Raw genomic sequence first — 11,560 nt, forward strand, 5'->3', positions numbered from 1 at the left:
TAATTATGGCTGCTGGAACTTGTACGGGTGGTACAGTCGCATGTTGGATAGCTAGTCAGGCGAATCTATTAACAAATATAAGTAATTCTTTAGCTCCTGTACAACGTCTGATTACAGGCGGAGCTTATCTGATTGGTTGTGCTTTTATATTTAAAGCAATTTATAGTTTGAAAGTCTATGGGGAAGCTAGAACCATGATGTCCAATAGTGCTAGCGTTAAAGAGCCTATTGTGTACTTAATGGTGGGTGCTTTGTTGATATATTTTCCTACTGGCTTTGCAATACTGATGCAAACAACTTTTGGTTATCAAAATATACTTCAATATGCTCCAGTGAATAGTGGCAATGCGGCTCTGGATACACTTTTTGGTTCAGGTAGCGTCGTAGGTAAGCCTTTAATGATGTTAATTCGTGTTATTGGTTTAATTGCATTTGTCCGGGGTTGGGTCTTAATTGCTCGTTCTGCTTCACAAGGACAACCTCCCGGAGGTACAGGGAAAGGATTGATGCATGTTTTTGGAGGAATATTAGCAATCAATATTGTAGGTACTCTCAATATGATTAATAATACTTTATACGGTACGTAGTGAAAAGAAATTAAAGTAGGAGAAATAAGTGAAAGGCACTATTAATATTAACAAAGATTATAAATCCTGGCTCATTTTTGCAGCATCGGCTAGTTTAATTGCGTTGGTGAGTCAAGACGCGTCGGCTGGAGCCCTCACATTGGGGGGAATGGCATCCTCAATTACCAAGTCATTTACTAACTTGGCTAAATTAATCACAGCCGGTTCTTATTTGGCAGGTTTGGGATTCTCTATAGGTGCTATTATGAAATTTAAGCAGCACAAAGATAATCCAACCCAAATACCCATAGGTACTCCTATTGCTTTGGTTTTTATAGCGGCAGCTTTATTGTTCCTGCCAACAATTTTAGGAGTAACAGGACAAACTATGTTCGGTGGAGCTGGGAAAACAGCTGGTCCTACAGGAAGCGTTTTCCAATAATAGTTTCACTTTAAAGGTCGATGGATCGACTCAAATGCTGCAGATTCTAATGGGAGAAGGTATTTAGCTCATAAAATGTCGATTGGCACATCAATAAAAAATATTTTATGGGCTGGATACTTAAATCCAGGATTATAGGTAATATTGGACTAATGTATTAGTATCAGGAGAGTACAGTGAACTATAAAAGCTTCAATCAATCGGATAAATTCTGGCTGATTTGTGTTGCTTGCATTGGCTTTCTTGCTATTGTGTGTCAAGAAACGGCAGCGAGTCCCTCCGTGGGAAAAATGGCCTCTTCTATTACTAGTTCTTTTACCAACGTGGCTAAATTAATAACTGCAGGTTCCTATCTGGCTGGTTTAGGATTTTCTATTGGTGCCATTATGAAATTCAAACAGCACAAAGACAATCCAACCCAAGTTCCTGTTGGTACTCCAATAGCCTTGGTTTTCATAGCGGCGGCCTTATTATTCCTACCTACTATTTTAGGAGTAACCGGTATGACTATGTTTGGCGAGGCAGGTAAAACTGCAGGTCCTAGTGGATCTGCCTATACGTCAGGTTAGTTTTATTTTGTAATAGATGTTTTTTGTTGCGCAGTTTGATTAAGGAAAATTGACGATTTTAGCTATGATTTTAAAAAATATTGAATGTTTTTTAATCTATTTAAGTGTACTGATTGGAGCTATTTTTTGTGTAAATAATGGAACAGCATCAGTTAAGGAGAGATATGGTGAATAATAACTTTATGAGTAAATCTGATTATAAATCATGGTTAATCAGTGTGGCTTGCATCAGCTTAATAGCTCTGGTAAGCCAGGATGCGGCCGCGAGTAAAAGTTTAGGAAATATGGCCTCGGCAATGACTGGTTCATTTACGAATGTTGCCAAATTAGTAACAGCTGGTTCGTACTTGGCGGGTTTAGGGTTTTCAATAGGTGCCATTATGAAATTCAAACAGCACAAAGACAATCCGACTCAAGTCCCTATTGGAACACCCATAGCGCTCGTTTTCATAGCGGCAGCTTTATTATTCCTACCCACTATTTTAGGGGTGACCGGTACGACTATGTTTGGTGAAGCAGGAAAAACAGCAGGTCCTACAGGAAGTGTTTTTCAATAGTTATTGTTTGTTGCTAATGTTGATGGTGATGGTAGAGTTTTTCTTGCTTTACCATCACCATTATTTTATGGTTCAAACTGACTGATGAGAAATATAATAGTATCATAGTAAATAGATGGATTTGATGTTGTTGGGTCTATTGAGATAGATTTATTATGAGACAATGCCCCAATTAATCAGGTTAGAGTGAGCCAAGAATATGGCGGAAAATCAAGAACATTGTAAGTTGAAATTAAATGCTACACCGGGTTCCTGGCGTCTGTATTCATCCAGGAAGGTTGATGAGCGATTTAGATCATATGAACAGAAAATATTTCATAGGGATAGGTACACCTGCCAATTTTGTGGTTTTCAAGCCCGTTTATTTCAAGAAATAGTTAATCTTGATAATGATTATACAAATAATCGATTGTCAAATTTAGCAACAGCATGTTGTTTTTGTGCTCAATGTTTTTTTATCGAGTCAGTGGGCGTTGGTGGTTATGGCGGAGGAACATTAGTCTATCTTCCCGAAATGACTCAATCAGAATTGAATAGTTTATGTCATGTATTATTTTGTGCAATAACTAATGATACGGGTTATAAATCAAGTGCTCAAAACATCTACAGATCATTTAAATTTCGGTCACAAGTAGTTGAAGAGAAATTTGGAGAAGGAACCAGTGACCCTGCAATATTTGGTCAATTAATGATTGATGCAGGTATTAACAAAGAAGAAACCCGAGTGCAGCTGTTCAAGAATATACGTTTGTTGCCTTCAAGAGCTAAATTCCGCAAGCAAATCGAGAAATGGGCTGCCAGTGCATTAGAAGAAATTGCAGATTGAATAAAATTAAGATACATCATTCAGATTGAGGATATGGGATGGCAAAATGGTCAGAATCGTTTTTTGAAGGTATAGATACCTTCTTTGCCTGGTTAAGTACGTCTTTGCGACAAACGACAGAGTCTTATATTGATTTGGAAACAGCCGATAGCCCTACTGTATTAGTTAACCATGATGGAAGTTTAATATCGATATTAAAAATAGAGGGGATAACTGCCCTTGCTGGCTCAGATGAATTCGATCATCTGGTTGAGGGATTAAATAATTCATTTCAAGCTGCTATGGGTAGGCCAGGACACGCCTTACAAGTGTATTTCAGTCACGATAAACAAAATATTAAAAAACTGATTCAGGATATCTATTCCCCAGCAGAGGCATCAGCTGAACGTCTGGAACTTAAATTGGGGGATTTGTTTGAAGAGCGAGTTAATTATTTGTCACAATATTGCGCGGAGGAGCGCTTGTATTTTGTATTAATTACTCGACCATTCAATTTAACCAGCGATCAATTAAAGGCTGCTAATAAAGCTAAATTGAAGATGTTGAAGGATAACAAAGCCCCTCCATTTAAAAACAGTCAGACAATTTTTGCAGCGGTTCCTGAATTACGAGATACGCATGATGCTTATGTGCGCGCCATTATTAATGATATAGACTCATTGAGTATTTTTGGCAGGTTACTGGATGTTCATGAAGCAGTTCATGCAATACGGATGACTGCAGACCCTGATTATACTGCGGATGATTGGAGGGCAACCCTGCCTGGAGATAAGTTGCCTGTACGTGAGATAAACAGTTTTGAGGGGGATGCTTCTGACTTGCTATGGCCGTCACTGGCAAAACAGGTGATACCCAGAGATGCTGAAGCCATAGATTTGCGTACAGTAAGAGTCGGGGATAAGATTTATTCCTCAACTTACATTGATTTATTTCCCAAAGATGTCAGACCTTTTATTAATTTGTTTTCACGCATTCTCCCTTCCCATATACCATGGAAAATTTCTTTTCTAATAGAAAGTGAAGGGCTTAGTACGATAAAACTCAAAGGGCTGTTAGCGGCAATTTTGAGCTTTAGTTCGGCACAAAATCGTTTAATAAGTGATTCAGTAAATTTATTAAAGTATTTACAGCTAAATACCGATGAAGCGATAGTTCGTTTGCGTGTAGTTGCTGCAACTTGGGCTCCTGAAGGCAATCTACCCTTACTCAGACGCAGGAGTTCTGAATTAGTTAAAGCAATTCAAGGTTGGGGATCGACCGATGTGTCTGAAATTTGTGGTGATCCATTTGCAGGTTTTGTTTCAACGATGCTGGCTACAACGCTTAACAGTGCAGGAGTACCCAGTGTTGCACCACTGACTTCAGTTATTTCGATGTTACCTATTACACGTCCAGCATCACCATGGAAGACAGGAGCGTTACTTTTTAGATCTCCGGATGGTAAACCTTGGCCATTTCAACCTGGTTCAACAGAACAAACAACCTGGATTGATTTGGTCTATGCGCGCCCAGGTTCTGGTAAATCAGTATTATCCAACGCTATAAATCTGGCTTTATGTTTATCAGGCGGATTAATACGCTTACCACGTATCGCAATTATTGATATAGGACCATCCAGTAGCGGTTTAATTTCACTATTAAAAGAAGCATTACCTGCTTCCAAGCGCCATTTAGTGGCATATCATCGCTTAAGAATGACTCCTGAATATTCAATAAATCCTTTTGACACTCAATTAGGATGTCGTTATCCAACTGCTCTGGAACGATCCTTTCTAGTTAATTTTATGACTTTATTAACTACTCCATTAGGTGCAGAAAAACCTTACGATGGTATGCCTGATTTGGCCGGTATGGTGGTAGATGAACTGTATAAAAGTATGGCTGATGAGTTTAATCCTACTCCTTATGCTCCTGGAATAGAGGAGTTTATTGATGGCATTTTGGAAGAAATAGGCTTTGTTCGTGATTCAAAGTCTACTTGGTGGGAAGTTACTGACTCTCTTTATTCTGCAGGGTTTATCCATGAAGCATTGCTGGCACAGAGATATGCTATGCCCCTGTTGGCCGATGCGGCCTCAATTTGTAGAACTCCCTCTATTGAGGATCTTTATGAAAAAGTGACCGCACCCACCGGAGAGTCATTGATCAATGCATTTTCAAGAATGATTTCCGCAGCGGTTCGAGAATATCCTATATTGTCGCGCGTCAGTAGTTTTGATATTGGTGATGCCAGAGTAGTTTCGCTGGATCTTGATGAAGTAGCTAAGAGTGGTGGTGATGCTGCGGACAGACAAACCGCTGTTATGTATATGCTTGCTCGCTATGTCCTGGCCAGACATTATTATTTAACTGATGAAAGCTTGAGCAGTATTCCAGAACAATACAAAGAATATCATAAAGAAAGAATTATGCAGATTAGAGAAGATCATAAACGTATTGTATATGACGAATTCCATCGTACTTCCAAATCCATGGCAGTCCGTGAACAAGTCATTATCGACATGCGAGAAGGGCGTAAATGGAAAGTGCAAATTGCGTTGCTGTCCCAATCAGTAGATGACTTTGATCCTGTGATGATAGATTTTGCAACTGCTATTTACATTATGGATGCAGGCCCATCCCAAGCAATTGATAAAACAACAGCGATTTTCGGACTTTCTGAGACTGCAAAAGTAGCCTTACGAACCAGAGTACATGGTCCCCGGCAGGGGGGAGCAACATTCCTGGCGCAATTTTCTACTAAAACAGGGGTGAACGTTCAATTATTAACTTTGACCTTAGGCCCTGTAGAATTATGGGCATTTAGTACAACCGCTGAAGATGCGACCGTACGAAATCATCTATACAGACATCTTGGCCCATCTGAAGCAAGACGTCTCTTAGCCGCGTTGTTTCCTAATGGTTCCATAGCCAAGGTAATAGAAACTCGTTTATCCGGGATGAAAGAGAAAGGTGGCTTGATTGAAGAGGAAGACAAAGAGGGGATTATTGATCAGTTGGTTAACGACATTCTGGAAGCCTACTCTAAAGATCCTAATATTAAAAGTTTACCTGTAAAAGTTTAACTATTATTCCCCGCGGCTTGCCACGGGGTTGTGCTTGAGGTAGGTTCCAGGGGGTGTCAGCCCCTAAAATAAATTTCTTCTTCAGTGAAAGCCACAACAACAACTTGGGCAACTACCTATATTATCTATGAATAAAGCAATATTTTCTAATTTTGTTCCGTCCTTAACTACAGGTGCGTACTTAGCATCCAATTCATGTGCTGTATAAGTTAAAGTATTCGCTTTTTTGTCATAAATTGGATTACTAAGTACCATCACCACACTAATTGGTTGACTACGTGAAAATGCATTTAATTTTATACCTTCTATTCCTACATTAGGCGCATCTTTTTTAAATCCGCTCGTTACATTACTCTGCCACTCTTTTAAAAAATTATCGATAGACATCAAACCTGTGATTCGATTTGGACGGTCTGAAAAGTAAGTTACATAGGGTTGTACATTGGTTAGTATTAGTTGGTAAATACCCTGCTTTTTAGTTGATTTTAGTATCCCTAATTTTGCGTTTTGCAAAAACATATAGTTAGGAGGTACAGAAACATCTCTATGTTTGCTACTAGCGAATGCAGTGCAACTAATTAAGAAAAAGACTAAAACAACACTATTAATAAGCAAACGTTTATAATATAAAATCGACATAAGTTTTCCTTTCTAAAACTATTAGTTATAAACCATCAAAAATGAAGAGTATTAAACGAATGGTTGTTGGGTATCAGTTTCTACTTCGGTTGTGATAGGCAAGGTACTCGCCTTTCCGCTCGAATAGCTAAACACAGGAGAGTTGCTTGCTGTACTCGTTATTAAACGAGACATTTCTGGTTTGTTACAGCAATTACTGGTTATTGTATCAACCATTGTGGCTACTACAGGACCCACTAGTACAGCAGAAATGACAGCTGCCGCATAATCATGGCTTAATAATTGTTTTGCCTCTATAGCTAATCCACCAATATAGAGGATATTTCCAATAAAGCGTGTATGCATACTGATAGTATCCCAGTTTTGTTTGACGGTATTCATCATTGATATAGCCGTATCCCTATCATACCCTTCCTCTGCTTGGGATTTGATTATCGACGGAATTATTATCCGAGCCATGCCAGCAATTACCCCTACTGTTGCCTCTAAGATTAACATGTATGGACCAAAAGTTTCATAAGAGGGAGGATCCATATTCATTTTCAGCAAACGATCAATTTGGGCTATGAAACCGGCTGCCGTAACACCGGAAATCATACCATTAGCCACATCCCGACGTGTAATCATTGTTAATGGATTCACCTCACTTTTTGTTCCTAAATGCGTTAGAACTCCATTAATTAATGAGACTGCAAAAATACTACCAATGAGACTGAGCATTGCAGCATTATCTGGCAACCTAGGGGCAAAATCGCCCAGAGTCTTAAAACAAAGCAACATAGTATAACTACAAACCGGAGCACCATTAGGTGATTTAAGAAAATCAACAAAGGATTTAAAACTACAATATTTTTGAGAGTCGGTGTTCTTGTTGCTATAATTTTGCCATGCAGTAATGAGCGAGTTAGCTAGTGATGCTGCCAGCGCAGAAGAGGCACTGGCTGATAGACGATCCTGGGGGGATACAAACTCTGGGAAAATACTTGTTGAAGTATTCACAGGCACCAGACAAGCAATGGAACTGTTGGTATTATTTTCAAACTTTCCCAATATGTCTATTAGTTTTTCATAAATTCTGCTTGCATTTTCTAATTGCATACTGGTCAAGTCTTCATTAGTCTCTTCGTTTGACTGTATCAATGGAGTTGATTCGGTGGGGGCTGGGGTTGATATAGGCATAAAGCTTCTCTCTATAATTATTTTAGAATTAATATGATAAATAGGTTAAAATTTTACCATTTAAAGCTTAAATAAATATTAAGGTTTGAATCAGGCACAAAACCCTTCTTTTTGCCGGACAAAAAATGGGAATAGAAAAGAAGGAATAGAAATAACTCGCTGATTTACAATGTATTTTATATGCCCAGATTAGTATCCTGTCAGAATCGCCGGGTAAGTGTCTGCCACTGAGCCCGGACTAATCCGAGCCGCGCGCGTCAGCAAGCGGAATTATCTCGAGATGCTTATGTGGTGCATGGAACCTGCCGCACTTTAAGTAAGATTAATTCAGCCAATGATGGCATTTCAAATTTTTTAGTCACCCTATCGTAAATATACTGATAAACGTTAACTTTCAGTTTTCTGGCCGTCTGTACAATCGTGGCAAACGTATCCTTTGATTTGGTGCCATTTTGGGAGACCGTTTGGAGATTGATGTCGCGTATCCTTGCTTGAAACCGTGTCCCTAATTCAGAGGCATTGTTGTGCAATGGCAGAAATGGATGGTCTAACACCAATAATAACGCTTGTTTTTTAGCACGTGTCTTTGCAATGCGTTGATCTAAAACATCATAGCCTGTCGTGGTTGCGAACAAAGTATCAAATTGCATTGATAGTTGTTGGGCCATTGATTGAGATGGAGCCGTCTTGTAAGTCAATAATGCATGGTAGAAATCCCATAATTGCTCAAGAAATACAGCCAATATATTCTGATTCATATCTGAGAATGGAGTGAGTTTTTTATAATGACGACCTTCATGGATCCAGCACAGCGCATGATGTAGGGCCAATTTATTAAACTGAGGCGCATCATCTGTCATTAAATAATGGATGAAGTATTTCGAGTGCTGATAATAGGCAAGAGCTGCTGACTCAAGAATTATGCGTCGATTCGTGCTGTGTTTTTTTGGATTTGGAAAAAGTGTTCCCATCAAACTATCGATTGATTCACGTGTGAGGGGTTGTGCATGCAGCATTGGTTTAATTTGATCCAACCATTTTTTTGCGAGACCAAACTCATCCATTAACTCATAAGCCTCCTGATTAAACATAAACTTTAATTGGTCTCGACACAGCAACTCCAATAAGGTCAAGCGATCTTTTTTACGACGAGTGAAGTATGCTGTAAAAAAGTCATTACATAAAACATGGGTGTAGTGATTTTTGCCGTTAACACGACTGCCTGTGTCATCCATCTGCTGGTACAAGCCTGCGTTGCTACCGGCATCGACAATATCTTCTTTTTCCTGATGAAAAATATCATTGCCTTCTGTCAGCATGGAAGCAATTTTACCATGTGATATTTGAATACCACATGTTTTTAAAAAGCGCTCAATGGCGCTCTCCGTCATCCCTGCATCACGGTATAATGTGATGACCAGCGCTTTAACCCCAGGACCAAATTCACTGCCCTTATATTCGCCAGGAATCGGCGCAATAAAGGTTTTTTTCAAAGATGGTGAGTAATACGTTTCCAGCTTGAATTCAACATTATCCGTGATGATTTTTAGATCCTGGATGATTCGAATCTCAAAACCCTTGAACTTGGCGTCATCTGGCAGCGTTGCTTTGTCCAGAGCAATCGTAACACGTCTATCAATACGTACGTTTTTTTTGTCTTTGCCTGTGTTTTTATTGTTCCCTTTACCACGTTTATTGCGATCTCCTTCAGATGAATGATTGGAATTGCCTGTATTATCGCCATTGCTACCTTTGGATTGACCGCGAATATTAGGTTTGCCCTGTTCACCCTTAAGGCGGTTTATCTCATCACGTAATACTTGGTTTTCCTCTCTGAGCAAAGCATTTTCTTCGGCAAGCATTTCGACCAAATTAACCAATACCTTAATGATAGTCACGGCCTTTTTGTCGGCAAGACTATCGATATCTTTTGTTAACTCATCTAAAACTTGTTTGATTTCTTGGCGTTTCATCATCTACCACTGCGTTACTAATGCTGATACGGCAATCATAACATGACTTTTTTTGAACGCATTTTTCGAGTTTTAACGCCACTAAGGGCTAAGAAAAAATCTGACCTCAGGAGGGAGATGTTTTATTAGTGAAAGGGGCTACATTGTGATCTTGGGGATCTTAGGGCATGCATATTGCATGACTTACGTTTGATATGGAAAAACATCAGTTTTACAGAAAAACCGTGTCAATAGGTATTTTGAATATTTTTAAAGAATTCCGCTTGCTGACGCGCGCGGCTCGGATTAATCCGGACTCAGTGGCAGACACTTACCCGGCGATTCTGACAGGATACCCAGATTAGATCAAAAAAGGAGCATGTGTGAAGTATATCAGCGAGTTAAGTGGGATTTTAAGCCGGCAATTAAATTGGCACAAGTCACGAATAGACTGTTTTGCACAAATGTTGTTGGCTTTATTTATAGTAAGAAGTGTTAATTTAAGTGAAGTCGCGGTTGCGATGGATGGTAATAAAGCAAGCATCGATTCAGGTTGTAAAAGAGTGTATCGTAAAGGTGGACTGAATAAATAACCTAGAACCATGATGACATGGGTACGCTTGTAAATATAGAATTAAATCATAATCATCAGCGACACAAGTTAAATCTAATGATTTTGCCATTGCAATGCTTGCTCTAGCCATCGCTGCTGTTTTGGAACCTGATTTATCAATGTTAACTTTTTGAGGCAGCCCGCAGGATCCGATGCCTTTTTTGAAAACTTCAATACAGCAGGGCGATCCCGTTTATCTGACAACATGAACTCAATGGTATATCCTCCTTTGTCTACAGCTCTGTTTTCTAAAAGTATTTTCAAGGTAAGGGGCATAATGAATAACCCATTTTTGTATGGTTGAATAGTCTAGCGTAGCACCACGTGCTTCCATTAGTTCTTCTATGTTTTGATAGCTCAGTGGATAAGAAAGCATCCATCTCACCGACATGAATATCATGTCTTTGGGAAAATGCCGGTCTTTAAAACTGATCATTACTCAACCTTGATTCTTATTTTTGGCTGCACAGTATAAATCACGTCTTCTATTTTCGACAGAGCCTAGAGCACTACACGGTCATAGATAATGAAACTGGAGTATCCTTAGATTCTGTATTCAGTTGATTTATTTCTTTCTCCATTGTTTTGATTTTTCTACTGCAGAAAAAAGATGTCCCCATGCCACAACCCACCGTACCAATTACAGTACTCATACCAATACAGACTCCATTAGCTCCTAAATAGTTAGCAAGTGGAAATATAGACATTGTGGAAGGTAGAGCTACTGCAAGAGTGAGCAATACTCCTAAATTAAGAGCTTTGTCCTCATTAGTAGTAGCGCATTGATTTAAACACAGATTATCGTCTAAACATTTTTCTTTAAATTTATAAGTAATAGTATTTTTCAGTTCCAAAAGTCTTCTTTCTTTCGTGGTGATTAAATCTAATTTTTTGATGATTTCAGAATACGTTCCTGGTATTGTCTCTTCTACACCATTTTTTTTTGAAAAAATGAGCTCATACTTACTAACATTACGTTTTACAATACTATTCATTTTGCTACTAACTTGGGCTAAATTAGCAATTCCTTTCAAATCAAGATGTGAAACGACTCCAGAAATTAAAGGTTCGGGAAGGTGACTTAACTTATCTAACTTATTACGCGATATTTCGTTTGATTTCATCCTGAAAGTCCATATTTTCTATCCAGTT

12 protein-coding genes are annotated in these 11,560 nt (G+C 38.9%); 7 read left to right on the forward strand and 5 right to left on the reverse strand.

The features are described 5' to 3' along the window. Positions 1-5 precede the first annotated feature (5 nt). The 6 genes from HRS36_RS02490 to HRS36_RS02515 all read left to right on the forward strand — a co-directional run bounded on the left by HRS36_RS02490 (position 6) and on the right by HRS36_RS02515 (position 6,025). Positions 6-587: a type IV secretion protein IcmC gene (locus HRS36_RS02490; protein WP_173236104.1), complete on the forward strand. Its 582-nt coding sequence runs from the start codon at positions 6-8 to the stop codon at positions 585-587. A 40-nt stretch (positions 588-627) separates the two neighbouring features. Then, the gene (locus HRS36_RS02495; RefSeq protein ID WP_173238421.1) at positions 628-1,008 is read left to right on the forward strand and encodes a type IV secretion protein IcmD; all 381 of its coding nucleotides are present in this window, start codon (positions 628-630) and stop codon (positions 1,006-1,008) included. A 176-nt stretch (positions 1,009-1,184) separates the two neighbouring features. Beyond that, positions 1,185-1,577: a type IV secretion protein IcmD gene (locus tag HRS36_RS02500; protein ID WP_173236105.1), complete on the forward strand. Its 393-nt coding sequence runs from the start codon at positions 1,185-1,187 to the stop codon at positions 1,575-1,577. 164 nt (positions 1,578-1,741) lie between these two features. Then, positions 1,742-2,134, forward strand: a complete 393-nt coding sequence (locus HRS36_RS02505) for a type IV secretion protein IcmD (protein WP_420814313.1) — start codon at positions 1,742-1,744, stop codon at positions 2,132-2,134. Positions 2,135-2,333: 199 nt separating this feature from the next. Next, positions 2,334-2,960, forward strand: coding sequence for a type IVB secretion system protein IcmJDotN (icmJ, locus tag HRS36_RS02510; RefSeq protein WP_173236106.1), 627 nt, complete (start codon positions 2,334-2,336; stop codon positions 2,958-2,960). Between the two features lie 38 nt (positions 2,961-2,998). Then, on the forward strand, positions 2,999-6,025 hold the full coding sequence (locus HRS36_RS02515) for a type IV secretion protein IcmB (RefSeq protein ID WP_173236107.1): 3,027 nt from the start codon (positions 2,999-3,001) through the stop codon (positions 6,023-6,025). Positions 6,026-6,106: 81 nt separating this feature from the next. Here the strand turns inward: HRS36_RS02515 and HRS36_RS02520 are convergent, their stop codons facing one another. The 3 genes from HRS36_RS02520 to HRS36_RS02530 form a co-directional block, all read right to left on the reverse strand. After that, positions 6,107-6,664 (reverse strand): hypothetical protein, encoded by a 558-nt coding sequence (locus HRS36_RS02520; protein WP_173236108.1) that lies wholly within the window; start codon positions 6,662-6,664, stop codon positions 6,107-6,109. Between the two features lie 51 nt (positions 6,665-6,715). Beyond that, complete coding sequence (locus tag HRS36_RS02525; protein WP_173236109.1) at positions 6,716-7,843, reverse strand: hypothetical protein; 1,128 nt, start codon at positions 7,841-7,843, stop codon at positions 6,716-6,718. Positions 7,844-8,127: 284 nt separating this feature from the next. Further along, positions 8,128-9,819 (reverse strand): IS66 family transposase, encoded by a 1,692-nt coding sequence (locus tag HRS36_RS02530; protein ID WP_173235423.1) that lies wholly within the window; start codon positions 9,817-9,819, stop codon positions 8,128-8,130. 359 nt (positions 9,820-10,178) lie between these two features. On the opposite strand from HRS36_RS02530, the gene HRS36_RS02535 reads away from it, so the two are divergent. Continuing rightward, positions 10,179-10,388 carry a hypothetical protein gene (locus tag HRS36_RS02535; RefSeq protein WP_226905547.1) on the forward strand — a complete coding sequence of 70 codons (210 nt, stop codon included), beginning with the start codon at positions 10,179-10,181 and terminating at the stop codon, positions 10,386-10,388. Positions 10,389-10,462: 74 nt separating this feature from the next. Here HRS36_RS02535 and HRS36_RS02540 read toward each other — a convergent pair whose 3' ends face one another. Together HRS36_RS02540 and HRS36_RS02545 are read right to left on the reverse strand one after the other, a co-directional pair. Then, on the reverse strand, positions 10,463-10,684 hold the full coding sequence (locus tag HRS36_RS02540; RefSeq protein WP_173236110.1) for a hypothetical protein: 222 nt from the start codon (positions 10,682-10,684) through the stop codon (positions 10,463-10,465). A 233-nt stretch (positions 10,685-10,917) separates the two neighbouring features. Beyond that, the gene (locus tag HRS36_RS02545; protein WP_173236111.1) at positions 10,918-11,532 is read right to left on the reverse strand and encodes an F-box protein; all 615 of its coding nucleotides are present in this window, start codon (positions 11,530-11,532) and stop codon (positions 10,918-10,920) included. Positions 11,533-11,560: the final 28 nt, after the last annotated feature.

The sequence above is a fragment of the Legionella antarctica genome (assembly GCF_011764505.1).
Lineage (GTDB): Bacteria > Pseudomonadota > Gammaproteobacteria > Legionellales > Legionellaceae > Legionella > Legionella antarctica.

Excerpts from the sequence above, each read along its gene's own strand:
- HRS36_RS02530 (WP_173235423.1), bottom strand. The coding sequence starts at position 9,819 with ATGATGAAACGCCAAGAAATCAAACAAGTTTTAGATGAGTTAACAAAA.
- HRS36_RS02525 (WP_173236109.1), bottom strand. The coding sequence starts at position 7,843 with ATGCCTATATCAACCCCAGCCCCCACCGAATCAACTCCATTGATACAG.
- HRS36_RS02540 (WP_173236110.1), bottom strand. The coding sequence starts at position 10,684 with ATGCCCCTTACCTTGAAAATACTTTTAGAAAACAGAGCTGTAGACAAA.
- HRS36_RS02515 (WP_173236107.1), top strand. The coding sequence starts at position 2,999 with ATGGCAAAATGGTCAGAATCGTTTTTTGAAGGTATAGATACCTTCTTT.
- HRS36_RS02505 (WP_420814313.1), top strand. The coding sequence starts at position 1,742 with ATGGTGAATAATAACTTTATGAGTAAATCTGATTATAAATCATGGTTA.
- HRS36_RS02545 (WP_173236111.1), bottom strand. The coding sequence starts at position 11,532 with ATGAAATCAAACGAAATATCGCGTAATAAGTTAGATAAGTTAAGTCAC.
- HRS36_RS02520 (WP_173236108.1), bottom strand. The coding sequence starts at position 6,664 with ATGTCGATTTTATATTATAAACGTTTGCTTATTAATAGTGTTGTTTTA.
- icmJ (WP_173236106.1), top strand. The coding sequence starts at position 2,334 with ATGGCGGAAAATCAAGAACATTGTAAGTTGAAATTAAATGCTACACCG.
- HRS36_RS02490 (WP_173236104.1), top strand. The coding sequence starts at position 6 with ATGGCTGCTGGAACTTGTACGGGTGGTACAGTCGCATGTTGGATAGCT.